The organism is Nocardioides panacisoli (assembly GCF_039537325.1).
GTDB lineage: Bacteria > Actinomycetota > Actinomycetes > Propionibacteriales > Nocardioidaceae > Nocardioides > Nocardioides panacisoli.
The window spans coordinates 91,142-115,257 of sequence record NZ_BAABAH010000010.1; the positions used below are offsets into that span (position 1 = coordinate 91,142).

26 protein-coding genes are annotated in these 24,116 nt (G+C 73.0%); 18 read left to right on the forward strand and 8 right to left on the reverse strand.

All coding sequences use genetic code 11. From position 1 onward, the window contains the following. The first annotated feature begins 91 nt into the window (after window positions 1–91). From ABD709_RS14195 to ABD709_RS14215, 5 genes are all read left to right on the forward strand, one after another. On the forward strand, window positions 92–1,330 hold the full coding sequence (locus tag ABD709_RS14195) for a hypothetical protein (protein ID WP_344776497.1): 1,239 nt from the start codon (window positions 92–94) through the stop codon (window positions 1,328–1,330). A 115-nt stretch (window positions 1,331–1,445) separates the two neighbouring features. Then, window positions 1,446–1,859 carry an ATP-binding protein gene (locus ABD709_RS14200; protein WP_344776499.1) on the forward strand — a complete coding sequence of 138 codons (414 nt, stop codon included), beginning with the start codon at window positions 1,446–1,448 and terminating at the stop codon, window positions 1,857–1,859. A 53-nt stretch (window positions 1,860–1,912) separates the two neighbouring features. After that, window positions 1,913–2,668, forward strand: coding sequence for an RNA polymerase sigma factor SigF (locus ABD709_RS14205; protein WP_344776501.1), 756 nt, complete (start codon window positions 1,913–1,915; stop codon window positions 2,666–2,668). After that, window positions 2,665–3,051, forward strand: a complete 387-nt coding sequence (locus tag ABD709_RS14210; protein WP_344776503.1) for a hypothetical protein — start codon at window positions 2,665–2,667, stop codon at window positions 3,049–3,051. The genes ABD709_RS14205 and ABD709_RS14210 overlap by 4 nt, the downstream gene beginning before the upstream one ends. Window positions 3,052–3,288: 237 nt before the next feature. Continuing rightward, the gene (locus ABD709_RS14215; RefSeq protein ID WP_344776505.1) at window positions 3,289–3,543 is read left to right on the forward strand and encodes a WhiB family transcriptional regulator; all 255 of its coding nucleotides are present in this window, start codon (window positions 3,289–3,291) and stop codon (window positions 3,541–3,543) included. On the opposite strand, the gene ABD709_RS14220 is transcribed toward ABD709_RS14215, so the two are convergent. After that, on the reverse strand, window positions 3,544–5,019 hold the full coding sequence (locus ABD709_RS14220) for a sensor histidine kinase (protein ID WP_344776507.1): 1,476 nt from the start codon (window positions 5,017–5,019) through the stop codon (window positions 3,544–3,546). A 67-nt stretch (window positions 5,020–5,086) separates the two neighbouring features. Here ABD709_RS14220 and ABD709_RS14225 point away from each other — a divergent pair, with 67 nt between their 5' ends. Genes ABD709_RS14225 through ABD709_RS21455 form a run of 4 tightly spaced genes read left to right on the forward strand, consistent with a single transcriptional unit; the run spans window position 5,087 to window position 8,155 of the window. Then, window positions 5,087–5,944 carry a DUF2785 domain-containing protein gene (locus tag ABD709_RS14225; RefSeq protein ID WP_344776509.1) on the forward strand — a complete coding sequence of 286 codons (858 nt, stop codon included), beginning with the start codon at window positions 5,087–5,089 and terminating at the stop codon, window positions 5,942–5,944. Between the two features lie 27 nt (window positions 5,945–5,971). After that, on the forward strand, window positions 5,972–7,648 hold the full coding sequence (locus ABD709_RS14230; protein ID WP_344776511.1) for an acetolactate synthase: 1,677 nt from the start codon (window positions 5,972–5,974) through the stop codon (window positions 7,646–7,648). After that, entirely contained in the window at window positions 7,648–8,034 is a 387-nt protein-coding gene (locus ABD709_RS14235) for a thioesterase family protein (protein ID WP_344776512.1), read from the forward strand. Before ABD709_RS14230 ends, ABD709_RS14235 begins: the two co-directional genes overlap by 1 nt. Window positions 8,035–8,080: 46 nt before the next feature. Next, on the forward strand, window positions 8,081–8,155 hold the full coding sequence (locus ABD709_RS21455) for a 50S ribosomal protein bL37 (protein WP_369797015.1): 75 nt from the start codon (window positions 8,081–8,083) through the stop codon (window positions 8,153–8,155). 56 nt (window positions 8,156–8,211) lie between these two features. Here the strand turns inward: ABD709_RS21455 and ABD709_RS14240 are convergent, their stop codons facing one another. Continuing rightward, a complete protein-coding gene (locus ABD709_RS14240) occupies window positions 8,212–9,420 on the reverse strand; it encodes a CynX/NimT family MFS transporter (protein ID WP_344776514.1) in 1,209 nt (402 codons plus the stop codon). Between the two features lie 46 nt (window positions 9,421–9,466). Between ABD709_RS14240 and ABD709_RS14245 the strand changes: the two genes are divergently transcribed. Next, complete coding sequence (locus ABD709_RS14245) at window positions 9,467–10,126, forward strand: FadR/GntR family transcriptional regulator (protein ID WP_344776516.1); 660 nt, start codon at window positions 9,467–9,469, stop codon at window positions 10,124–10,126. A gap of 7 nt (window positions 10,127–10,133) precedes the next feature. On the opposite strand, the gene rsrA is transcribed toward ABD709_RS14245, so the two are convergent. The 4 genes from rsrA to ABD709_RS14265 form a co-directional block, all read right to left on the reverse strand. Then, complete coding sequence (gene rsrA / locus ABD709_RS14250) at window positions 10,134–10,412, reverse strand: mycothiol system anti-sigma-R factor (RefSeq protein ID WP_344776518.1); 279 nt, start codon at window positions 10,410–10,412, stop codon at window positions 10,134–10,136. After that, on the reverse strand, window positions 10,412–11,047 hold the full coding sequence (locus ABD709_RS14255) for a sigma-70 family RNA polymerase sigma factor (protein ID WP_344776520.1): 636 nt from the start codon (window positions 11,045–11,047) through the stop codon (window positions 10,412–10,414). Before ABD709_RS14255 ends, rsrA begins: the two co-directional genes overlap by 1 nt. A gap of 69 nt (window positions 11,048–11,116) precedes the next feature. Then, window positions 11,117–11,812, reverse strand: coding sequence for an alpha/beta hydrolase family protein (locus ABD709_RS14260; protein ID WP_344776522.1), 696 nt, complete (start codon window positions 11,810–11,812; stop codon window positions 11,117–11,119). Further along, a complete protein-coding gene (locus tag ABD709_RS14265) occupies window positions 11,805–12,581 on the reverse strand; it encodes an SOS response-associated peptidase (protein ID WP_344776524.1) in 777 nt (258 codons plus the stop codon). The genes ABD709_RS14260 and ABD709_RS14265 overlap by 8 nt, the downstream gene beginning before the upstream one ends. 61 nt (window positions 12,582–12,642) lie before the next feature. Between ABD709_RS14265 and ABD709_RS14270 the strand changes: the two genes are divergently transcribed. Both ABD709_RS14270 and ABD709_RS14275 read left to right on the forward strand, forming a co-directional pair. Then, a complete protein-coding gene (locus tag ABD709_RS14270; protein ID WP_344776526.1) occupies window positions 12,643–13,173 on the forward strand; it encodes a DoxX family membrane protein in 531 nt (176 codons plus the stop codon). Between the two features lie 140 nt (window positions 13,174–13,313). Continuing rightward, window positions 13,314–14,495 carry an Ig-like domain-containing protein gene (locus ABD709_RS14275; RefSeq protein WP_344776528.1) on the forward strand — a complete coding sequence of 394 codons (1,182 nt, stop codon included), beginning with the start codon at window positions 13,314–13,316 and terminating at the stop codon, window positions 14,493–14,495. 52 nt (window positions 14,496–14,547) lie between these two features. On the opposite strand, the gene ABD709_RS14280 is transcribed toward ABD709_RS14275, so the two are convergent. Then, on the reverse strand, window positions 14,548–16,368 hold the full coding sequence (locus ABD709_RS14280) for a CocE/NonD family hydrolase (protein ID WP_344776530.1): 1,821 nt from the start codon (window positions 16,366–16,368) through the stop codon (window positions 14,548–14,550). 91 nt (window positions 16,369–16,459) lie between these two features. Here ABD709_RS14280 and aroA point away from each other — a divergent pair, with 91 nt between their 5' ends. Both aroA and rsgA read left to right on the forward strand, forming a co-directional pair. Further along, window positions 16,460–17,749 carry a 3-phosphoshikimate 1-carboxyvinyltransferase gene (gene aroA / locus ABD709_RS14285; RefSeq protein ID WP_344776532.1) on the forward strand — a complete coding sequence of 430 codons (1,290 nt, stop codon included), beginning with the start codon at window positions 16,460–16,462 and terminating at the stop codon, window positions 17,747–17,749. Beyond that, on the forward strand, window positions 17,749–18,765 hold the full coding sequence (gene rsgA, locus ABD709_RS14290) for a ribosome small subunit-dependent GTPase A (protein WP_344776534.1): 1,017 nt from the start codon (window positions 17,749–17,751) through the stop codon (window positions 18,763–18,765). Before aroA ends, rsgA begins: the two co-directional genes overlap by 1 nt. Window positions 18,766–18,790: 25 nt before the next feature. On the opposite strand, the gene ABD709_RS14295 is transcribed toward rsgA, so the two are convergent. Continuing rightward, window positions 18,791–19,246 (reverse strand): DUF2231 domain-containing protein, encoded by a 456-nt coding sequence (locus tag ABD709_RS14295; protein ID WP_344776536.1) that lies wholly within the window; start codon window positions 19,244–19,246, stop codon window positions 18,791–18,793. A 64-nt stretch (window positions 19,247–19,310) separates the two neighbouring features. Here ABD709_RS14295 and ABD709_RS14300 point away from each other — a divergent pair, with 64 nt between their 5' ends. The 4 genes from ABD709_RS14300 (at window position 19,311) to ABD709_RS14315 (ending at window position 23,939) form a co-directional block, all read left to right on the forward strand. Continuing rightward, window positions 19,311–20,183 (forward strand): inositol monophosphatase family protein, encoded by an 873-nt coding sequence (locus ABD709_RS14300; protein WP_344776538.1) that lies wholly within the window; start codon window positions 19,311–19,313, stop codon window positions 20,181–20,183. Window positions 20,184–20,193: 10 nt separating this feature from the next. Continuing rightward, a complete protein-coding gene (locus ABD709_RS14305) occupies window positions 20,194–20,631 on the forward strand; it encodes a CBS domain-containing protein (RefSeq protein WP_344776540.1) in 438 nt (145 codons plus the stop codon). Between the two features lie 72 nt (window positions 20,632–20,703). Further along, window positions 20,704–21,393 carry a response regulator transcription factor gene (locus ABD709_RS14310; RefSeq protein WP_344776542.1) on the forward strand — a complete coding sequence of 230 codons (690 nt, stop codon included), beginning with the start codon at window positions 20,704–20,706 and terminating at the stop codon, window positions 21,391–21,393. After that, window positions 21,390–23,939 (forward strand): DUF4153 domain-containing protein, encoded by a 2,550-nt coding sequence (locus tag ABD709_RS14315; RefSeq protein WP_344776544.1) that lies wholly within the window; start codon window positions 21,390–21,392, stop codon window positions 23,937–23,939. Before ABD709_RS14310 ends, ABD709_RS14315 begins: the two co-directional genes overlap by 4 nt. The last annotated feature ends 177 nt before the right edge of the window (window positions 23,940–24,116 follow it).

Consider the following 24,116-nt stretch of genomic DNA (forward strand, 5'->3'; position numbering starts at 1 on the left):
GCGCCATCCCTCATGCACACTCCCCCCAAGCACCGGCGCGCGCTCAGGGAGGGCACGCGACCACCCGGTGCTCCAAGGGGGAGGGAGACCCATGATCCGCCATGCCTGTCGACTCGTGATCGGCTTCGCCGTCGCGTTGGCGATGACGTTCACCACAGCCGCCGTGGCCGGGACGGCCAACGCCGCGCCCGCGGCCGCGCCGGCGCCGGCCGCAGCCGCCGTCAACTGCTCCAGCCAGCAGGCGGCGTACAACGCCGCGCTCGCGCACCAGCGCGAGCTCGGCACCAAGCTGCACAGGGCCAAGGCGAGGCTCAAGGTCGCCAAGCACCAGCTCCACAAGGCCCAGCGCCACCACCAGGCGGCGAAGGTCCACCGCCTGAAGGCGAAGGTCAAGAAGCTCAAGAAGCGGGTCCACCGGCTCTACAACCAGCGCCAGACCGCCCGCACCGCGACCCAGGCCGCACACACCGCGCTCACCACCTGCCAGGCGGGTGGTGGCGGTGGCGGCGGGACCGGTGACCCGATCCAGTCGCTCTGCGACGCCGGCATCCCGCAGGCCGTCTGCGACGCCCTGGCCGGGCTGGTCGGCGGCGGGTTGCCGAGCGACCTGTCCCTGCAGGCGCTGTGCGACGCGGTTCCGCAGCTCCAGCCGATCTGCGACGCCGCCGGCGGCGGTGGCCTGCCGACCGACCCGTCCGCGCTGACCGACCTGCTGAAGCCGCTGCTGGACGCCATCGGGCTCGGTGACCTGCTCGGCGGCGGACTGCCGAGCGACCTCACGTCGATCCAGGCCCTCTGCGACGCCGGAGCGCCGCAGCCCGTCTGCGACGCGCTGGCCGGGCTGGCCGGCGGCGGGCTGCCGAGCGACGTGTCGCTTCAAGCGCTGTGCGACGCCGTGCCGCAGGCGCAGGCCCTCTGTGACGCGGTCAACGGGGGCGGGCTGCCGAGCGACCCGACCGACCTGACGGCCCTGCTGTCGCCGGTCCTCGACGCCCTCGGCCTCGGTGGCCTGCTGGGCGGGCTGCCGTTGAGCGAGCTGACGTCGATCCAGGCGATCTGCGACGCAGGCGCACCGCAGCAGATCTGCGACGCGCTCGCCGGAGAGGTCCCTGGTGGCGCGGGTCTACCCAGCGCCGTGACGCTGCAGCAGCTGTGCGACGCGGCCCCGGAGGCCCAGTCGCTCTGCGACGCGGTCAACGGGGGCGGGCTGCCGAGCGACCCGACCGCGCTGACGGGCCTGCTGACGCCGGTTCTGCAGGGCCTCGGTCTCGGCAACCTGCTCGACCTGCTCGGCGGCATCCTGCCGCCGCCGGGCCGGGCTGCGGCCTGACCACGGCGACGTCGAAGTGACGGTGGCCGCGTCCCCATCTGCGGGGGCGCGGCCACTGTCGTAGTCTCCTGTCCGTACCCGGCGGACGGCACGGGCGTGCGGAGAGGGAGAGCTGATGTCCGAGACGAACATCGTGCGGGGCATCGCCGCGCACGCCGACGTCGAGCTGCGACTTCCCGCGGACAGCGCCTACGCCTCGGTGCTGCGGACCCTCACGGCGGGCCTCGCGGCCCGCCTCGACTTCACGATGGACGACATCGAGGACCTCCGCATCGCGGTCAGCGAGGCCGCCGCGATGGTGCTCGACGAGGCCGACCCCGGCGCCGACCTCGACTGCCGGTTCCGGCTGGGGGACGGCCGCCTGACGGTGGTCGTGAGCACCACGGCCGCCGACCCGGCCGAGCCCGACTACGAGAGCTTCGGGTGGCAGGTCCTCGCGACGCTTGCCGAGGAGGCGTCGATCGACGCCGCACCCGGCACCTACTCCGTCTGTCTCGTCATGCGCTCGGCCCTCGCGCCGGCCACCTGAGCACGATGGCCCCCTCCGAGCCTCGGGACGAGCGGCAGCCTGCCCCGGGGGACGTGACCCGGCAGCGCAGCGCGCAGCTGTTCGTCGAGTTCCGCGACCCCGACGCGACCGACGGCGCCCGCGACGCCGCGCGCGAGGCCCTCGTCCACCTGCACCTGCCGCTGGTCGAGCACTGCGCGCGCCGTTTCCGCAACCGCGGGGAGCCGTTCGAGGACCTCGTCCAGGTCGGCACCATCGGGCTGATCAAGTCCGTCGACCGCTTCGACACCGAGCGCGGCGTGGAGTTCTCGACCTACGCCACCCCGACCATCATCGGCGAGATCAAGCGCTACTTCCGCGACAAGGGGTGGGCGATCCGGGTCCCGCGGCGGCTGCAGGAGCTGCGCATGCAGATCACCGCCGCCACCGCCGAGCTGACCCAGGGCCTGGGCCGCTCCCCCACGCCGCGCGAGATCGCGGAGTCGATCGGCTGCTCGGTGGAGGAGATCGTCGAGGGCCTGGAGTCGAGCAACGCCTACGCGACCCTCTCCCTGGACGCCGGGGACGACTCCGACGACGGGGCGCCCAGCATGCTCGACGCCATCGGCATCGATGACGCAGCGCTGGCGCAGGTGGAGATCCGCGAGTCGGTCAAGCCGCTCCTCGAGGGGCTGCCGGAGCGGGAGAAGCGGATCCTGCTGCTCCGGTTCTTCAAGAACATGACCCAGTCCCAGATCGCCGCCGAGATCGGTGTCTCCCAGATGCACGTCTCGCGGCTCCTGACGCGAACGCTCGAGCAGCTGCGGGCATCGCTCGAGGCCGACGCGTGACCGAGGAACCGACCCAGACCCCGCCGCCGCTGACGGTCGCCGCCTCGGTGGTGGCGGTCCAGGGCCTCGCGCTGGTGCTGTTCGGGATCCTCGAGCTCGCCGACCTGTCCCCCGACCGGCGGTCGATGGGGATCTCGACGGCCGCGTTCCTCATGGGGTACGGCGTCGTGCTGCTCGCGGCCGGGTTCGCGCTGTGGCGCCGCGCCGGCTGGGCCCGCGGGCCGGTCCTCCTGACCCAGCTCATCTCGCTCGGGCTGGCCTGGAACGTGCGGGACACGGTGCTGATCGCCCTCGCGCTGGCGGTCTCCGCCCTGGTGGCGCTGGCAGGGATGCTGCACCCCGACAGCATCCGGGCGCTGACCGGCGACCGGTTCGACGCCTGATTTTGACGCCCGGCGTACCGTCGCCGGGACACCCGATGGCGGCCGCCGGCCGCGCTGTGACCCAGGAGACCATCGGTAACCCTTGATTCGCGAGCGTTTCCTTGGAACATTGGGGGAGCGCGATCGTGAACTCGTTCACTATTGTGCCGATCGGCGTGCCCACGGATGGAAATCCTGGACGCCACCGGTCGTGCCCCCTGAGCACCCGTGGCCCTAGGAAAGAGGGAATTCCCACCCATGGATTGGCGACACCGTTCCGCATGCCTCGATGAGGATCCGGAGCTGTTCTTCCCGATCGGCAACACCGGCCCGGCGATCCTCCAGATCGAGGAGGCCAAGCAGGTGTGCCGGCGCTGTGAGGTGCGCGAGCAGTGCCTCCAGTGGGCCCTCGAGGCCGGGCAGGACCACGGTGTCTGGGGTGGTCTCAGCGAGGATGAGCGCCGCGCGCTGAAGCGCCGCAGCGCCCGCGCCCGCGTCCGCACGCCCGTCTGATCAGTCCAGCGGAAGGCTGATCCGCGCGCTGGCGCCGCCCTCGGGCGAGGTGCCGAGGGTCAGGTGACCGCCGAGCTCGGACTCCACGAGCGTGCGCACGATCGACAGGCCGAGGCTCGTCGTCGCGTCCAGGTCGAAGCCCTCGGGCAGTCCGCGGCCGTCGTCGTCGACGGTCACCTCGAGGACGTCGCCGCGCCGCCGGACCCGGACCGTCACCAGGCCGTTCCCACCGTCCTCGGCCGACGAGCCGAACCCGTGCTCGACGGCGTTCTGGAGCAGCTCGGTCAGCACCATCGCGAGCGTGGTCGCCTGCTCCGACGGCAGGACGCCGAACTCCCCCACCCGGACGACCCGCACGGCGCCGGGCTCGGCGCCGACCTCCGTGACCAGCTTCGCCAGCCGGTCCGCGATGTCGTCGAACTCGACCGTCTCGCCGACCGACTGGCTGAGGATGTCGTGGACGATCGCGATCGAGCCGACCCGGCGCACGGCCTCCTCGAGCGCGGAGGTCGCCTCCTCCGAGTCGATCCGCCGGGCCTGGAGGCGCAGCAGGGCGGCGACCGTCTGCAGGTTGTTCTTCACCCGGTGGTGGATCTCCCGGATCGTCGCGTCCTTGGTGACCAGCTCGCGGTCCCGATGCCGCAGGTCGCTGACGTCGCGCAGCAGGATCAGCGCGCCGATGTGCTCGCCGACCGGGCGCAGCGGGATCGCCCGCATGATCAACGCGATGCCGCCCGAGGCGATCTCGGTGTCCCGGTGCGCGCGGCCCCCGAGGACGGCGCTGAGGGTCTCCTCGTCCGGGCGCTTCCGGGGCGGCACCAGCTCGCGGGTCAGCTCCGCGAGCGCGTGCCCCGCCAGGTCGTCGGCGAGCCCGAGCTTGCGGTAGACCGACAGCGCGTTGGGGCTCGCGTAGACCACCCGTCCCGAGGCGTCGACCCGGATGAAGCCGTCCCCGACCCGGGGCGAGTCGGCGTGGTCGCTGCGCTGGCCCTCGGCGGGGAAGTAGCCCGCCGCGATCATCTGGGTCAGGTCGGCGGCCGTCTGCAGGTAGGAGATCTCGAGCCGGCTGGGCGTGCGGACGCCCAGCAGGTTGGTGTTGCGGGCGATCACCGCGATCACCCGACCGTCACGTCGCACCGGGATCGCCTCGACCCGCACCGGCACGTCGTCGCGCCACTCGGGGTCGCCCTCGCGCACGATCCGGCCCTGCTCGTAGGCCGCGTCCACCAGCGGCCTGCGACCGTGCGCCGCGAAGGTCCCGACGATGTCGTCGACGTACGACGTCGGGCCCGTGGTGGGCCGCATCTGGCCGCCGGCCCAGAACCCGTGCCCCTGCCGGTCCGGCAGCCACATCACCAGGTCGGCGAAGGACAGGTCGGCCACGATCTGCCAGTCGGCCTGCAGCAGCTGGAGCCACGCGACGTCGGCGTCACCGAGGTCGGTGTGACGCCGGGCGATGGCGGGCAGGGACGGCACGCCGGTTACGCTAGCCCCGGGGGTCAGCGGTACGGATCGAGACCCTCGAGCGGCAGGTGGCTTTTTGATGACGAAGGTGGACTGGGACTTCCTTCATCGCAGGCTCCGCCAGGGACACGTCCGCCCGCCCGTCGAGCACCAGATCGCCGACCTCACGGCCGAGCTGACCGAGATGCTGGGCAGCGCCGAGCCGTACGTCCGCGACGAGCTCGCCGTCGAGATGCTCACGACCTGGATCGCGCAGGGCGTCTACGACGACCTGCTGCCGGGCCTCGGCGACGGCATCGCCACCGGCCTGATGGCCGGCCTGGGCGAGCGCGGCACCGACTCCGTCTTCCGCCGCAGCACGTCGGCGCTGATCCTCTCCGACGTGATCGAGCGGGACACCGAGCGCTCGCTCGTGCCGCCCGCGAAGGTGCTGGAGTGGGGCGACCGGCTGGCCACCTGGTTCCCGGCCGAGCGCGACCTGCGCGGCTTCGTCGAGGGCAAGGGCTGGGCGCACGCCGTTCCCAACGGCGCCGACGCGATCGGGGTGCTGGCGAGGTCGCCGCACGTCCGCGAGGCGGAGCTGGTGGTGCTGCTCGAGGTCATCGGCGAGCGGTCCACCCGGCCGGCCGACGAGGTGTGGGTCTCCGGAGAGCCGGACCGGCTGGCCCGCGCGACGATCTCCGTCCTGCACCGCGGGCTGGTGCCGTTGGACCGCGTCGAGAGCTGGCTGGCCGAGCTGGTCTCGACGGCGCTGCGCCAGCGGCCGCCGTCGCTGGACGACGCGGGCTCGGTGCCGCGCCGCAACACCGTCGCCTACCTGCGCGCCCTCTACCTGCACCTGTCGCTGGGCCGGCACCAGCCGCCCGGTCGCACCGATCTGCTGCTGACGGTGATCGAGCAGCTCCGAGCCGTGCAGCCGGGGTTCTTCGGCCGCTGAGACCGGGCAGTCGCTAACCTGCGCGACATGACCTCGATCACCCAGGGGGCCGCCGCCGAGGGTCACGCCGGCGAGCTCGCCGTCGCCGTGGCCCGGGCACACGGCGTCGAGACGATGTTCACGCTGTCGGGGGCGCACGTCTTCCCGATGTACGACGGCGCCGTCAAGGCCTCCGAGCAGGACCGGCCGATGCGGCTGCTCGACGTACGGCACGAGCAGACGGCCGCCTTCGCCGCCGAGGCGACCGGGAAGCTCACCCGGGTCCCCGGCCTCGCGGTGCTCACCGCCGGGCCCGGCGTGACGAACGGCGTCAGCGCCCTGGCCCAGGCCCGGTTCGCGGGCTCCCCCATGGTCGTCGTCGGCGGCCGGGCTCCGGCCAACCGCTGGGGCAGCGGCTCGCTGCAGGAAATCGACCATGTCCCGCTGGTGGCGCCCGTGACCAAGCTCGCGCGCACCCTGCCGACCGCCGGCGACGTGCTCGGCGGGATGCACGAGGCGTTCACCGCCGCGCGCAGCTCGCACCGCGGGCCGGCCTTCGTCGACGTGCCGATGGACGAGTTCTTCGGCTCGGCGTCGGGCGAGGTGCCGGCCGCCGGGGAGGGCCGCGGGGCCGAGCCGGACAGCGACGCGATCGAGCGCATCGCCGGACTGCTGGCGCGCGCGTCGCGGCCGGTGCTCATCCTCGGGACCGACGTCTGGGCCGACCGTGCCGAGGAGGCCGCCCACCGCTTCGTCGTCACCCTCCGGGTCCCCGCGATCACCAACGGGATGGGCCGCGGCGTCGTCCCCGGAGGCGACCCGCTGCTGGTCACCAAGGCGCGCGGTGCGGCCCTCAACGGCGCCGACCTCGTCGTCGTGGTCGGCACGCCGCTGGACTTCCGGCTCGGCTACGGCATCTTCGGCGGCAAGGACGGAGGATCCACCGCGCAGGTCGTGCACATCGCCGATGCCGAGGACCAGGTCTCCCGCCACGCGCAGCTGGCGGACTCGGTCGCCGGCGACCTGACCGCCGTCTTCGACGGCCTGCTGGCCGCGGTCGAGCGCGGCCCCAAGCCGGACTGGAGCGGCTGGCTCTCCTCGCTGCAGGACACGGTCGCCGCCGCGTCGGCCCGCGACGCGGAGCTGCTGGGCGCCGAGGCGGACCCGGTGCACCCGGCGCGGATCTACGGGGAGCTGGTCCCCCGGCTGGCCTCGGACGCGGTGGTGATCGGCGACGGCGGGGACTTCGTCTCCTTCGCCGGGAAGTACGTCGAGCCGCGGCAGCCCGGTTGCTGGCTGGACCCCGGCCCCTACGGCTGCCTGGGAGCCGGTCTCGGGGCGGCCATCGCCGCCCGGATCGCCCGGCCGTCGTCCCAGGTCGTGCTGCTCCTCGGAGACGGCGCCGCCGGCTTCTCGCTGATGGACGTGGACACGCTCGTGCGCCACAACCTGCCGGTCGTGATGGTGATGGGCAACAACTCCGCGTGGGGCCTGGAGAAGGGCCCGATGCAGATGCTCTACGGCTACGACGTCGTCGCCGACCTGGCACCGCGCACGGCGTACGACCAGGTCGTGAAGGCGCTGGGGGGCGCCGGTGAGACGGTGACCGACCCGCGGCAGATCGGGGCGGCGCTGGACCGCGCGTTCGCGAGCGGCGTGCCCTACCTGGTCAACGTGATCACCGACGTCGACGCCGCCTACCCGCGCAACACCTTCGGCATCTGATGGAGGCGGCCCCGACGGTGCTGACGTTCACGGTGTCCGACGACGACACCGCCGCAGCACTCGGCTCCGGCAGCCTGCCGGTGCTCGCCACGCCGCGGCTGCTGGCGTGGTGCGAGGCGGCGACCTGCGCCGCGGTGGAGGGCCAGCTCCGCGACGGCGAGACCAGCGTCGGCACCCGGGTGCAGCTCGAGCACCTCGCGCCGAGCCCGGTCGGCCAGGAGGTCGAGGTGAGTGCGCGGGTCGTGCACACCGACGGGCGGCTGCGCCGGTTCAGCGTGGCGGCCCGCAACCTCGGACCGACCGGGCCGGGCAAGCTCGTCGGCAGCGGCGAGGTCACCCGGGTGGTCGTCGACGGTGACCGGTTTCTGGAGCGGATTTCCGGCTGACCGCCGTCCCTGAGACACTGGGACGATCCCGAACGCAGGAGGAACCATGGGCAAGACCGGCCGCAAGCGCCGCGCTCGCCGCAAGAAGGGCGCGAACCACGGCAAGCGCCCCAACGCCTGAGCGCATCCATGATTGAAGAGCCCCCACGACCACCGAGGTCGCGGGGGCTCGTCAATTCAGCGGTCGTTGCGCGGACCCGTGCCGACGACGACCGGCCGGCCGGCGACGAGCCCGGCAGTCGCCTGGACGACGGCGACCCCGAGCAGCAGCACGCAGGACGTGGTCCACGAGCCGGTCGTGTCGCGCAGCAGCCCGACGAGCAGTGGACCCGCCGCCGCGATCAGGTAGCCGATGCTCTGCGCCATCGAGGACAGCGCCGCGGTGTCGTCGGAGTTGCAGGTGCGCAGCGCGAACATGGTCAGCACGACCGGGAACACCGCGCCGCCCACCCCGAGGAGCACCGCCCACAGCCAGCCGCCGGCGTGCGGGGCGACGGCCATGCCCGCGAAGCCCGCCGCCGTGATCGCGGTCAGCAGCAGCACCAGCGGCCCCTGCGAGCGCATCCGAGCGGCGACGGTCGGCGCCACGACGAAGATCGGTACGCCGATCAGGATGCTCACGGCGAGCAGCAGGCCGGCCTCGCCGTGGCTGTAGCCCGCGTCGGCGTACATCGTCGGCAGCCAGCTCATGATCACGTAGGCGAACACCGACTGGGTGCCGAAGGTGATCGTGACCGCCCACGCCACCGGACTGCGCCACAGCGACGCTCCGCGCGACCGGGAGCGGGCGTGCTCGCGTCCGCGGCCGCTCACGGTCCACGCCACCAGCGCGAGGACCGCCGGGACCACCCAGGCCACCAGCCCGATCCGCCAGCCGCCGGCAGCAGACGCGATCGGGACCGTGAGCGCGGCCCCCAGAGCCGCGCCCGTCGACATGACCGCGGTGTAGGTGCCGGTGACCTGCCCGACCTTGGTCGGGAAGTGCTCCTTGACGACCACCGGCAGCAGCACGTTGGCGAGGGCGATGCCCGCGCACGCGAGGAACGTCCCGACCAGCAGGGTCGTCGACCCGGCCACGACCCGGACCAGCAGGCCCGCCACGATCAGCGCGAGCCCGAGGGCCACGCCGCGGTGGGCTCCCACCCGTCGCGCCAGGGTCATCCCCGTCGCACCCACCGCAGCGAAGCACAGGACCGGCAGCGACGTCAGGAACGACGCGGTGCCCGTCGACAGCCCGATCGAGTGCAGGCTGTCGAGCAGGGCGCCGAGGCTGGTGACCGGCGTCCGGAGGTTCGCGGCGACCAGGAGCACGGCGGCCAGCAGCCAGGCGGCCCGGGTCAGGACACGGCGCGGCGCCGACGCGGAACGGTGCTCGAGGACGGTCACCGCGTTAGTATGCCAGACATCGGATGATTGGACGAAAGGGACGGCGATGCCGCTCAGCGCGACGACAGCGAGGTCGCTGGTGGACCAGGCGATCGACGGCATGCGGGCCCTGCTCGCCGACGGCGAGTGGTCGGTCGGCACCCGGATCCCACCGGAGCCGGTGCTCGCTGCCGAGCTCGGCGTCAGCCGCAACACGGTGCGCGAGGCGGTCAAGGCGCTCGCTCACGGCGGCGTGCTGGAGGTACGGCGGGGCGACGGCACCTACGTCGCCGCACCCAACGAGGTGTCCGCGCTGATCCGGCGCGAGGTCGGGCGGGTCGAGCTCGACCACGTCCTGGAGGTGCGCCACGCCATCGAGACCCGCGCCGCCTGCCTGGCTGCGAGCCGGCGTACCGACGAGGACCTCGCCGTCCTCGCCGACGCGCTCGAGCGGCGCCGCGCCGGCGCTGCCGACCGGGACGCCGAGCGGTTCGTCACGGCCGACTGCGACTTCCACCTCGCGGTCGTCGCGGCCGCCCACAACCCGCTGCTCAGCGAGCTCTACGAGGGCTTCCTGGAGACGCTGGTCGCGAGCGTGGCGCTGCCGCCGGACGGTGCCGATGACCTGGCGCCCGCGCACGACGGCGTGCTCGCTGCGATCGCTGCAGGCGACCCGGAAGCCGCCTCAGCCGCGAGCACCGAGCTGCTGGAGCAGGTCGGTCACTGACGAGGGTTCAGCCCTCGGTGATCTGCACCTGGATCGACTGGATCGTGATCCGGACCTTCTCGCGGAGGTCGGCGGGCGCCTTCTCCGAGCAGGAGCGCGCGACCAGCGTCTTGACGGTGCGCTGCAGGTCGTAGCGTTCGAGACACGGGCTGCAGCCGTCGATGTGGGCGCGCACGATCGCGCAGTCGCCCTCCTCGAGCTCGTTGTCGATCAGCCGGACGATGCGCTCGAGGAAGTCGGCACACTCGGCGTTGCTCGGGTCGTGGTCGTGGCTGTGCTCACCCATCACTGGTCTCCCTCGACCGGTGCGTCGCCGCCCGAGCGGACGTAGTCGGACAGCAGGTCGCGCAGCTGACGCCTGCCGCGGTGCAGACGGGACATGACCGTCCCGATCGGAGTGCCCATGATCTCGGCGATCTCCTTGTAGGCGAATCCCTCGACATCGGCGAGGTAGACGGCGAGACGGAACTCCTCGGGCAGCCGCTGGAGGGCGTCCTTGACCTGGGAGTCGGGAAGGTGCTCGAGCGCCTCCATCTCCGCGGACTTCAGCCCGGTGGAGGTGTGCGCCTCGGCGCGGGCCAGCTGCCAGTCCTCGACGTCGCCGGAGTCACCGGAGATCGACTGCTGCGGCTGCCGCTGCTTCTTGCGGTAGGTGTTGATGAAGGTGTTGGTCAGGATCCGGTAGAGCCAGGCCTTCAGGTTGGTGCCGGGCTTGAACTGGTGGAAGGCGGAGTAGGCCTTCGCGAACGTCTCCTGGACGAGGTCCTCGGCGTCCGAGGGGTTGCGCGTCATCCGCATCGCGGCGGAGTAGAGCTGGTCGAGGTAGGGCAGCGCGTCGCGCTCGAAGCGCGCCGAGCGCTCCGCTTGGGTCTCCGTCTCGAGATCGATCGTCTCGATCGGGTCGGTGGTGGTCTCAGACATCGCCCCCCAGCCTACGGGGAGCGTGGCCGTTGGCCTCTCGAGCACCGCGATCATGAACGGCTCAACCGATCAGCGGACCGTCGCATTCCCTCCGCGGGCGACTCGGTGGCTGCCGCCGTCGTTGCCGACGACGTCGCGGACGATCCACTCCAGGACGCTCTCGAGCAGGATGTCGAGGGCCACCTCCTGGGTGACCGCACCCCTCTTCGGCACCGCGAGCGAGTGGTCGGCGTCGGGCAGGACGCAGAGGTCGACGCCGGGCGGCATCGGGTCGGGGAACTCCTCGGGCCGGCCCATGGTGTCCCGCTCCCCCTGCACCACGAGCGTCGGTACGCCGACCCGCACCAGCTCGTCGAGGCGCGACTTCTCCGGCCGGCCCGGCGGGTGCAGCGGGAACGCGAGCGCGAGGCACCCGGCGGCGGCCAGCGACCGGGCCGAGCGGGCCGCGGACCGGGCCCCGGCGGAACGGCCTCCGACGATGAGCGGGGTGCGCACCCGGATGGAGTCCGCCGCCGCCCGCAGACCGTCGTCGAGCGTGGCCGGCGGGGTCGCGACCTTGCGCCCGGCCCGCCGCCACGGCTGCTCGAAGCGCATCACCGACACGCCCTGCTTGGGCAGGCACCTCGCCAGCACCTCGAGGTCGCGGGTGTCGATGCCGACACCGGCGCCGTGGCTGAGCAGCAGCGTCGCCACGGGGCGCCGCGCCCGGTCGGTCACCAGGCGGCCCTCCCCGTGCGGCGTGGGGATCAGCCGCTCCTCACTCACCGGTGCCCTCCAACAGGCTCTCCTCGACGGGGAGCGGCTCCACCAGCTCCGGGCCGTTGTTGCGCACGTTGCCGACCTTGGTCGAGACCGGGTAGGCCTCCAAGCCGGTCTGCTGGGCGGGCACGAGCAGGTCGAGCACGTCGTCCTTCGGCGTCGACGGGTCCAGCCACGCGGACCGCCGGTCGCGGGGCACCAGGAGCGGCATCCGGTCGTGGATCCTGCCGAGCTCGTCGGGTGCGTCCGTCGTCAGCACGGTGCAGGTCCACCGGAACTGCTCGGGATCGTCGGCGTCGCGCGTGGGGTCCTTCCAGATCTCGTAGAGACCCGCCATCGCCAGCACCGAGCCGTCCTTGGGGTGGATGAAGAACGGCTGCTTCGCCGGACGCCCAGACTTGCCGGACTTCCCTTCGAGCGGATACCACTCGTAGTAGCCGTCGGCCGGCAGCAGGCAGCGCCTGCTCGCGAACGCCCGCCGGAACGCGGGCTTCTCCGCCACCGTCTCCATCCGCGCGTTGATCATCTTGTTCCCGATCGCCGGGTCCTTCGCCCAGGAGGGCACCAGGCCCCAGCGCAGCGCCCGCAGCTGCCGGTGCGCGGCGGCCGACGCCTCCGGCTCGTCCTTGGGCGGGCGGTCGAGGACGGCGTACACCTCCTTGGTGGGGGCGACGTTGTAGTCGGCCGGGAGCTCCTTGTCGAGGCGCGGGTCGACGACCTCGAACTCCTCGGCGAGGTCGTCGGGCGTCCGGGAGGACGCGTAGCGGCCGCACATGCCGCCGACTCTATCCACGCCCGGCATGGATGCCCGCCCACCGATGGGGTACGAAGGAGGCATGGCCGTGACCAGACTGCTCGCCCGACCCCTCCTCGCGTCGTTCTTCGTGATCAACGGCGTCAACTCGGTGCGCCACGCGCGCGAGATCGCTCCGCAGGCCGCTCCGGTGACCGACGCGATCGCGCCGCTCGCCCACCGCGCCGCCCCGCAGGCGCCGCTGCCGCAGGACCCGGCCGCCTGGGTGCGGACCAACGGGATCCTGCAGGTGCTTGCCGGCCTCGCGCTCGCCATCGGCAAGTTCCCCCGGATGGCGGCCGCCGTCCTGCTCGCGACGCTGGTGCCGTCCACCGCGGCGCGCTACCGGTTCTGGGAGGCCGCCGACACCCACGAGCGCTCCGAGCTCCAGAACCACTTCCTCAAGAACGCCGCGCTCGCCGGCGGGCTGATGATCGCCGCGGGCGACACCGAGGGCAATCCCGGCCTCGCCTGGCGCGCCCGGCGCGCCGCCAAGGACGCCCGCCGCGAGGCCGGGCACCTCGCCCGCTCCGCCAAGCGCGAGGCCAAGCTGGTCAAGGCCGAGCTGACCTGAGGCCTGCCGCTGCGGCTGTTCGAGCGGTCCCTCCGGATTGCAAAATCTGGGAGGAGACCAGCCTTCCGTGGTTCCGTGAGTCGACCACAAGGACTCTTGTGGTCCGGCCTCGGGCGCTCCCTCCCACGGAAGGCATCATCATGGCTCCACCTCGTGCATCACTGAGACGTCGACTTCCCGCGCTTGCCTCAGCCGGCGCCCTGGTCGTCGCCGCGCTCGCTCTCGCGGCACCCGCCGATGCCGCGACGATCAGCTACATCACCCCGGCCCAGCTCGACACGAGCGAGACGCGCGCCACCGGCCACAACGACTTCGTCCCCGACGGCGTGCACGTCTGGACCGAGGGCAGCACGTCGACCGACAAGGCCGCCGGCTACTTCGCCGTCGACACCGACCTTGCCGACGTCGGTGAGCCGACCATGGACACGGTGCGCAACGACCCCACGACGACGCTGCGCCCGGGCATGCAGCTCGTGATCGACTTCGACGGCAACGGATCGCCCGACGGGATCCTGGTCGGCGAGCCGACGTACGCCGACGGCAGCCCCCTGTACGGCGACGTCTGGTGGCTGGCCAACAGCGCCAAGCAGTTCGTGAAGGACGCGGCGCCCGCGCACGGCGGCGGCTACGGGTCGGACAACAACGGCACGCTGGACCAGTGGCGCACGGTCTTCTCCGACGCCCACGTCGACGCGTTCGGCTGGTCCCTGGGATCCGGCGTCCACGGCGACGACACGATCCGTTCGATGACTCTCGGCAGCACGACCTACAAGTTCATCGCCACCGGAGCGCCGGTCGTTCTCGACGTGAGCGGATCGGGCGAGTTCAACAAGACGGTCACCGTGCCGTTCGAGGCCTACGACCCCGAGGGTGGCCCGCTCACCTACAAGGTCGGCAAGCCCAGCTCCGGCTTCGCCCGGGTCCAGGGCGACGCGGCGGTGTTCCGTCCGAAGGGCGGCTTCACGGGTGTCGCGACGTTCACCTACACGGCCATCGACGCGGACGGCCTCAGCAGCACCGGCACCGTGTCGGTCACCATCGAGAAGGCGCCCAGCACGCTGCGGCTCAACCCGCAGAACACCTACCAGAAGCAGACGGCGTACGTGTCCGGCCAGGTGGTCTCGAAGGGCAGGGCCAAGGGCGGCACGCTCACGGTGAGTGAGGGTGGGAGCACGGTGGCCACCGTGACGGCCACGGGCAACTACTTCCGGATCAAGGTCCCCGGTCCGGTCACGACCGGTCAGCACACCTACGACGTGACGTTCGGCGGGTCGGCCCAGGCCGAGCCGGCGTCCGGCTCGGTCACCTTGACCGTGCGGTAGCTGCTCCGAGCGAACGGCCCCGCGCGCCTCGCGTGCGGGGCCGTTCGTCTGCTCAGGGAACCACCGGCAGCGTCAGCGTCTGCGTGCTGCCGGAAGCGATCGTCACCGGCACCGGCGTGAGCCCGCCGCGGTAGTTCAGCGAGCCACCCGCGACGATCAGGCGCAGCTGGTGACCCGGCGCGAACTGGTGCACGATGCCCGGCAGCGTGACCGTGAACGGCTTGGTGACGTCGGGGATCCGCACGGGCGCCTCGAGACCGTGGATCAGCGAGGCCTTCCCGTCCGGGCCGACGTCGGCGACCTTGACGAACAGCACCAGCTCGCCGGCCTCGCCCACACCCTGCGTCAGGGCCGCGGTCGGCGCGGTCACCTTGAGCTTGACCGTCGGTGACCCCACCACGTTCACGTTGCTCGTCAGCGTCGGCGTCGTCCAGGAGGCGTAGGTGCCCGGCAGGTCGCCGAGCGGCGGGATCTGGCCGACGTAGCCGCCCAGGACGTCGGCGGTGTCGAAGGTGGTCGGAGCCCCGGCCGGCGGGGTCAGGAAGGACTGGCTGCCGGCCGCTGCCGGCGTCGCCCCGGTGACGAGCTGGTCGCTGCCCGAGAGCCGGTAGGTCCGGGCGACACCGACCGGGAAGCTGTTGGCGACGCCGTACGCCGGGCTCGCGTTGCCGCTGTAGTCCACCCAGTCCCGGAAGTAGCTGAACAGCGGTCCCGTGCTGCCGGCGGTCCCCTTCAGGTAGTGGTCGAGCCAGGTGACGATCCGGCCGGTCTCGTACTGCGACGCGGGGTCCGGCGCCGCGAGGTCGAGCTCTCCGGGCGCGGGGGTGCTGCCGGAGTGGCCCCACGACTGCCAGATCATCTTCACCGGGGTGCCCTTGGCGCGCAGCGCCTTGAACGTCGCGACCGCCTCGTTGAGGTTGAAGAGGGTGTCGTTCTCGCCCTGGATCAGCAGCACCGGGACCCGGATCTTCGACATGAAGGTCGCGACCGACGCGTGGCGCAGGTGGGTGACGTCGCCGGGCTGGAGGTAGCCGGTGGTGCCGGCCGTGGCCAGCGCCGGGCACACCCAGTCCGCGAAGTTCGGGCAGGGGATCGCGTCCGGCGGCACCTGCTGGTTCTGCAGGTCGCTGGCCATGCCCAGGGCGGAGAACCCCGCGGCCCAGAGCAGCTTCGCCGAGCCGGAGTGCTTCGTGGAGACACCCGTCGTCTGGTCGGTGTTGTTGGGCGCGAGGCTGTAGCTCAGGTCGTTCCAGGTGATCAGCGGGACGAGGGTGTCGACCCGCGGGTCGACAGCCGCGGTCGCGAACTGCGACCCGCCGCCGTAGGAGCCGCCGATCGTGCCCACCCGGGGGTCGAAGGTGCTGGCGTGCCCGAGATGGTCGGTGGTGTCCTGCTCGACGACGTCGAGCACCGGCGCAGGCTGGGTGTGCGCGGCGTCGAGGTAGGCGATCCCGTCCTTGCCGCCCAGGTAGCTGACCAGCTGGCTTCCCGCCTTGCCGTCGTAGTCGGGGTCGTCCAGCGTGATCTTGCAGGAGGAGCCGCCGAAGCCGAGCCCGGAGTAGGACAGCACGGCATAGCCGCGCTCGGCGAAGGCCTTGCCGAGGCCGGCCTGGTCGTCCTTCGAGCCGCCGAAGCCGTTGGTCGTGAGGATCGCCGGGACCCGAGCCGTCGAGGAGGCGCCGGCCGGCACGTAGACGTCGCCCACCACGTCGCAGACCTGGCCGTTGTTGGGGGCGACGGTGACCTTGAAGTGCAGGGTCGTGACCGTGTAGGCCGGGGCCGGGTCGGCGTGGGCGGCGAGCTGCGTGAGCGGGGCGAGGGCTGCAGGGAGCAGCAGGGCCGCGGCCGTCGCGACGAGACGGGGAGTGCGCATGCGGGAGTCCGTTCCGGGTCGGGGTGACCGGTCAACGAGCGCGCTGTGACGTCCGTTACGTGGTGCGGTCTCCCTTAGACTTCGGCGGGACATGACCGCTCAACCCGCCGACCTCTGGCCCGCACCCGTGGCGACGGCTCCCGTGGACGCCGTGGTCTCCCTCCCGGGTAGCAAGTCGCTGACCAACCGGGCGCTGGTGCTGGCGGCGCTGGCCGACGGTCCTTCGGTCGTACGGCGGGCGCTGCGCTCGCGCGACACGGAGCTGATGGCCCGTGCGCTCACGTCGCTCGGGGCGAGCATCGACACGAGCGGGGACGACTGGGCGGTCACACCCCTCGCCGGCGGCGCGGTGACGGCGGCCGTCGACTGCGGCCTCGCGGGCACCGTGATGCGGTTCGTCCCGCCCGTGGCCGGCCTGGTCGACGGCGACGTCGCCTTCGACGGCGACCCGCACATGCGCAACCGGCCGGTCGGCGAGGTGCTCGCCGCGCTGGCCGCGCTCGGCGTACGGATCGACGACGAGGGGCGCGGTTCGCTGCCGTTCACGGTGCACGGCGCGGGCGCGGTCCCCGGCGGGACCGTCGTCATCGACGCCTCCGCGTCCTCGCAGTTCGTCTCCGCGCTGCTGCTCGCGGGCGCCCGGTTCGACAACGGGGTCGACGTCCGCCACGACGGCAAGCCGATCCCGTCCCTCCCCCACGTGGAGATGACGGTCGCGATGCTGCGCGAGCGCGGCGTCGCGGTCGACGACGGCGACGCGAACCGCTGGTCGGTTGCGCCCGGCCCGATCGCTGCGCGCGACGAGCTGGTCGAGCCCGACCTCTCCAACGCCGCGCCGTTCCTGGCCCTGGCCGCGGTCTCCGGGGGCTCGGTGACGGTGCGGGACTGGCCCGCGTCGACGACCCAGGCGGGCGACGCGCTGCGCGACCTGCTCGCCCGGATGGGCTGCGCGGTCGAGCGGGTGCCCGACGGGCTCCGGGTCACCGGTCCCGCGGGCGGGCGCGCCGGGCTCCAGGGCATCGACGCCGACCTGCACGACGTCGGCGAGCTGGCCCCCGCCGTGGCCGCGCTGTGCGCCCTGGCCGCCACACCGTCGCACCTGCGCGGCATCGCGCACATCCGCGGCCACGAGACCGACCGGCTCGCCGCGCTGGCGAAGGAGCTCGGGTCGCTCGGAGCAGACGTCGTGGAACGACCCGACGGGCTCTCCCTGACGCCGGCACCGCTGACCGGCGGGCCGTTCCACACCTACGCCGACCACCGGATGGCGCACGCGGCCGTGATCGTCGGCGCCGCGGTCCCCGGCGTGCTCGTCGAGGACGTGGCGACGACCAGCAAGACCTTCCCCGACTTCCCCGGGTTCTGGAGCGGGCTCTTCTGATGCCTCGTGGGCGGTACGACGAGAACGACGTCGAGCACTACGACCGGCCCCGTCGCCATACCCGCCCCCGGACCAAGGAGCGTCCGAGCTACGACGACGCGGTCGACGCGGTCGTCACCACCGTCGACCGCGGCCGGTTCACGCTGCTGCTCGACGGCCGCACCGTGACGGCGATGAAGGCGCGGCCGCTGGGTCGCAAGGGCGTCGTCGTCGGAGACCGGGTTCGCGTCGTCGGCGACGTGTCCGGCGCCGAGGGGTCGCTGGCCCGCATCGTGGAGGTCACCGCCCGCACGACGGTGCTGCGCCGTACCGCCGACGACGACGACCCCGTGGAGCGGGTGATCGTCGCGAACGCCGACCAGCTCGTCGTCGTGACCGCGCTGGCCGACCCCGAGCCGCGCTCGCGGTGGATCGACCGGGCCCTGGTGGCGGCCTACGACGCCGGGCTCGACCCCCTGCTGTGCCTGACCAAGGCAGACCTCGAGGACCCCGAGACGCTGCTGTCGACCTACCGCTCCCTCGGGGTGCCGTGGGTCGTCACCCACCGCGACGCCGACGGTCGCATCGTCGGCCTCGACGACCTCGCGGAGCGGCTGGCCGGGCGGGCCAGCGTCATGATCGGCACCAGCGGGGTCGGGAAGTCCACGCTCGTGAACGCGCTGGTCCCCCACGCCCGGCGGGAGACCGGCCACGTCAACGCGGTCACCGGGCAGGGCCGGCACACCTCGACGTCCGCGGTGATGCTCCCGCTGCCGGGCAGCGACGGCCCGGCGGGGTCGATCGTCGACACACCCGGCATCCGGTCCTTCGGCCTCGCGCACGTGCAGCCCGAGCACCTGATCGAGGCGTTCCCGGACCTCGACGAGATGACCGAGGACTGCCCCCGCGGTTGCACCCACGCCGCGGACGAGCCCGAGTGCGGGCTGGACGAGGCGGTCGCGTCGGGCCAGGCAGACCCCGAGCGGGTCGCGTCGTTCCGCCGGCTGCTGGACGCCCGGAGCGTCACCGACTACTGAGCCAGGCCCTGGAAGACGCCCGGCCCTAACCAGCCGTGTGGTCCCAGACCGAGCGGGCGCCGGCCTCGCCGGTGAGGAACACCAGCACCAGCACGGCGACCGCATCGGCGACGAGCAGCACGGCGAGCAGGGTCCGCAGCCACCGCGCGGCGCGCGCGTGCATCGCGACGTTCAGCACGACGATCACGCCGAAGCCCGACATCGCCCACAGCAGCTGCTGGGCGTAGGACTGGTGCTTGTCGATCTGCTCCGCGAGCGGCGGCTGGTTCATGAAGTCGTTGACGGACCGGAAGTGGGTGCCGGTGAGGTAGGCAGCAACCACCGCCCCGACCGCGAGCACGGTCGCGACGAGCAGCGGCCAGCGGCAGCGGTCGCGCCACGCAGGCACGACGTACGCGATCGCGACCAGCGCGGCGATCGGCGTCAGGACGACGGCCGCGTGCACGACGAGCGGGTGCAGCGGCAACCCGTTGATCTCCATGGTCGACAAGAGTGCACCCCCGACCTGTGCGTCCGCACGGAGCCGGGGCCATAGGGTAGCGGACGTGGCGACTGACTACACCGACGACCTGCGGCTGGCGCACCTGCTCGCCGACGACGCGGACTCGCTCACCGAGGCGCGCTTCAAGGCCCTCGACCTGCACGTGATGACCAAGCCCGACCTCACCCCCGTGACGGACGCGGACAACGCGGTCGAGGAGGGCATCCGGCGCACCCTGTCCCGGGTCCGGAGCCGCGACGCGGTGACCGGCGAGGAGCAGGGCACCTCGGGACACTCGCAGCGCCGGTGGATCGTCGACCCGATCGACGGGACCAAGAACTTCGTCCGCGGCGTGCCCGTCTGGGCGACCCTGATCGCCCTCGCGGTCGACGAGGAGGTCGTCCTGAGCGTGGTGTCGGCGCCGCAGCTCCAGCGGCGCTGGTGGGCGTCCTCGGGCAACGGTGCCTGGACCGGCAGGTCGCTGATGAAGGCGACCAAGTGCGCGGTCTCCGACGTACGCCGCCTCGAGGACGCGTCGCTGTCCTACTCCTCGCTCTCCGGCTGGGACGACCGCGGACTCGGCGAGGACTTCCTCGCGCTGATGCGGCGCTGCTGGCGCACGCGGGCGTACGGCGACTTCTGGTCCTACATGCTGGTCGCGGAAGGGGCCGTCGACCTGGCGGCCGAGCCCGAGCTGCACGTCTACGACATGGCCGCGCTCGACATCATCGTGCGCGAGGCCGGCGGCCGGTTCACCTCCCTCGACGGCGCGGACGGGCCGTGGGGCGGCAGCGCGCTGGCCAGCAACGGCCACCTGCACGACGCGGCGCTGTCCTTCATCGGCTCGCTCCCCGACGGCGGCGACGACCCGGACTGGCCGCACGGCGGTCCCGGCACCGTGTCCGACCTGCGTGCGCACCGGCGGCCGCCCGAGTAGCCTGCGTCACATGCGGATCGCCGACGTGCTCCAGGCCAAGTCCATCCAGGAAGTGATCACGATCGGTCCGGACGCGGGCGTCCGTGAGCTGATCGCCACGCTCGCCGAGCACAACATCGGCGCGCTGATCGTGAGCAACGACGGCAGCTCCCTCGACGGGATCGTGAGCGAGCGGGACGTCGTACGGCACCTGCACAACGACGGGACCGTGGTCAACAACACCGTCGGCGCGATCATGACGTCGATCGACGGCGTCACCACCTGCTCCCCCGACGACGAGCTCGACGCGGTCATGCACGTCATGACGGAGGGTCGGTTCCGGCACATCCCGGTCTGCCGGGACAACGACCTGGTCGGTGTCGTGAGCATCGGCGACCTCGTGAAGCACAAGATCGACCAGCTGCAGTTCGAGCGCGACCAGCTCGACAGCTACGTCCACCGGACCTGAGCGGCCCGATCTGCACCGAACCTCCACACGTCGACCCCGACTTCCGGCGGTGAGCGCTCCTACGCTGCCGACATGAGCTCGAGCCGCCGGGTCCTCGTCGTCGAGGACGAGCCGGTCATCAACCAGTCGGTGTCCGACCGGCTGACGGCCGAGGGCTACGACGTCGTGCAGGCGTACGACGGCCCGGGCGCGGTCGCCGCGTTCGGCAGCGCGGCGCCCGACCTCGTCGTGCTCGACGTGATGCTGCCCGGCTTCGACGGGCACGAGGTCTGCCGTCGGATCCAGGCCGAGCGGCCGGTGCCGGTGATCATGCTGACCGCCCGCGACGACGAGGCGGACGTCCTGGTCGGCCTCGGCGTGGGCGCCGACGACTACCTGACCAAGCCGTTCCGGATGCGCGAGCTGGTCGCACGGGTGGCCGCGCTGCTCCGCCGGGTCGACCGGGCAGCGGAGCTCGCCGCCCGGCGGCCGCTCGAGCTCGACGGCATGACGATCGACGGCGCGGCCCGGCGGGTGTGGTGCGACGGCGCCGAGGTGCACCTGACCCCGACCGAGTTCGACCTGCTGGTCTGCCTCGCCGCCGAGCCCGGCACCGTCGTGACCCGCGAGCGGCTGCTCGCCGACGTGTGGGGCTGGCCGGGCGGTTCCGGCACCCGGACCGTCGACAGCCACGTCAAGGGGCTGCGCGCCAAGATCGGGTCGGAGCGGGTACGCACCGTGCACGGCGTCGGCTACGCGCTGGAGACGGACGGACCGCGGTGACGCCACTCGCCGTGCTCCGGTCGCTGAAGGTCAAGCTCGGCGTCCTGGTCGCCGTCAGCGTGGTCGTCGCGGCCCTCGTCGCCAACGCCGGCCGCGTCGGCGGGGTGGCCGCGTGGCTCAGCATCCCCGTCACGATCGCGCTCGCGCTCGCCGTGACCCAGCTGCTCGCGCTGGGGATGACCGCGCCGCTGCGGGAGATGACGGCGGCCGCGCAGCGGATGGCGCGCGGCGACTACGACGTGCGCGTCACCGCCACGTCGCGCGACGAGGTCGGCGAGCTCGCCCGCGCGTTCAACACGATGGCGCGCGACCTGGCCGGCGTCGACCGGCAGCGCCGCGAGCTGGTCGCCAGCGTGAGCCACGAGCTGCGCACCCCGCTGACCGCCCAACGGGCGCTGCTCGAGAACCTCGCCGACGGCATCGGCGACGCCGCCGCCCTCTCGACCGCGCTCGAGCAGGCCGAACGGCTCTCGGACCTGGTCGACGACCTGCTCGACCTGGCCCGCGTCGACGCCGGCAAGGCACCGTTGACGCCCGTCGACGTCCCGCTCGGACCGCTGCTCGAGGAGGCGGCCACGCACGCTCGCGCGACCGGTCGCGACGTGACGTACGACGTCCGCGTGGAGCCCGCGGACCTCGTCGTCCGGGCCGACCCGAAGCGGCTGCACCAGCTCGTCGCCAACGTGCTCGACAACGCATCCCGGCACAGCCCCGCCGGCGGCACGGTGACCGTGCGCGCCCGGCGTACGCCCGAGCCCCCGGGCCGGTACACGATCGAGGTCGGCGACCAGGGTCCCGGCGTGGCACCCGGCGACCGCGAACGGGTCTTCGAGCGGTTCGGGACGCTCGGCACCGCCGACGGCGGTGGGACCGGGCTGGGCCTCGCCATCGCCCGCTGGGTCACCGACCTGCACGGCGGCGCCATCCGCTTCGTCGATCCCGAGCCCGGGGGCACCGGCGCGCTGGTGCGCGTCGAGCTGCCGCTGCGGCCGGCCGTCCGCACCTCGACCGCACCGGAGGAGACCATGACCCCACCGACCCCCGCACCGACGCCCGCCCCCACCCCGGGACCGGGCGTGCAGCCGGTCGCCGCCCGACCCCTGCTGGACGACCTGTTCGGGAGCCTCTGGCCGGAGCGGGACCTCCCGGGCCGCCTCCCGGTGCTGCTGGCCGCTGTCGCGGCCGGGCTGTTCGCGGCGCTCGTGCTCCCGTTCCGCGACGCCGGCGTCGGCAGCTTCCTCGTGCTCGTCGTGTGCGGCGCCGTGCCGTTCGCGGTCGCGCGCACCCGGCGCGACCCGTTCGCGCTGGCCTGCGCCGTGCTGGCCGCCGCCCTCAGCGCGATCGTGTTCCTGCGCGCCGCCGACTGGATCGGCACGCTCTGCGTGATGGCCGCGGCCGGGCTGGGGATGTGCGGCCTGACCGCCGCGCGCGGGCTGCCCGGGTTCGTGGCGTCCGCGGTGTCCTGGCCGCTCTCCGGGCTCCGGGGGCTGTCCTGGCTGGGCCGCACCCTCGCGCAGCTCACCGGGCTCGGCCAGCGCGCCGCCCTGGTGCGGACGGTGGTGTGGTCGGTCCTCGGGCTGATCGTGTTCGGCCTGTTGTTCGCCTCGGCCGACGCCCTGTTCGCCGAGTGGGCGGACGCGGTGCTGCCCGACCTGAGCCTCGACACCTTCGTGCTGCGGCTGTTCCTCACCGTGGCCGTCGGCGGCGCGGTCCTCGCGGCGTCGTACCTCGCCCTCAACCCGCCGCGCGTCGACCGCGCCGAGGCCTCCTCCCGCCCGGTCCAGCACCGGTTCGAGTGGCTGGCACCCGTGCTGGTCGTGAACGCGGTGTTCGCGGGGTTCCTGATCGCACAGGCGGCGGTGATCTTCGGCGGGCACGACTACCTGCAGCGGACGACCGGGCTGACCTACGCGGAGTACGTCCACCAGGGGTTCGGCCAGCTGACCGTCGCCACCGGGCTCACCCTGCTCGTCGTCTGGGCCGCCGCACGCAAGGCGCCGCGGGCGACCGCCACCGACCGGGCCTGGCTGCGCGCCACGCTCGGCGTGCTCTGCGCCCAGACCCTCGTCGTGGTGGCGTCGGCGCTGTACCGGATGGGCGTCTACCAGGACGCCTACGGCTTCACCCGGCTGCGCCTCACGGTCGACGTGTTCGAGGGCTGGCTCGGGCTGCTCGTGCTCGCGCTCGTCGGCGCCGGCGTCGCCCTGCGCGGCGTCTGGCTGCCGCGGTTCGCGCTGCTGTCCGGAGCCGCCGCCCTGCTCGGGCTCGCGCTGCTCAACCCGGACGCCTGGATCGCCCGCCACAACATCGACCGCTTCGAGGACACCGGCAAGGTCGACTGGTCCTACCTCCAAGGCCTCTCCGAGGACGCCGTCCCCGCCTTCACCTCCCTCCCCCAGGACCTGCGCCCCTGCGCCCTCGGCGACCGCCGGCGCTCCGACGACGACTGGCTGGAGTGGAACCTCGGCCGGTCCCGCGCGGTCGACGTGCTGAAGGAGGCCGACCAGTACGACCCCGCCACCTGCGCCGCCGCCGAGACGCCGTAGCGCGGCCGCCGGTGGTTGAGGTGGCCGCCGTTGCTCTGTAGAGCGGCCGCCGCCGGTGGTCCGGCACCCCACCGTTGGTCGAGTAGCCCTCGCGAGGCACGAGCGAGGGCGTATCGAGACCACCTCCCGTGCACAGGCCGCGAGGGAGAATCGCCTGTCCACAGGCGGGTTCTCGAC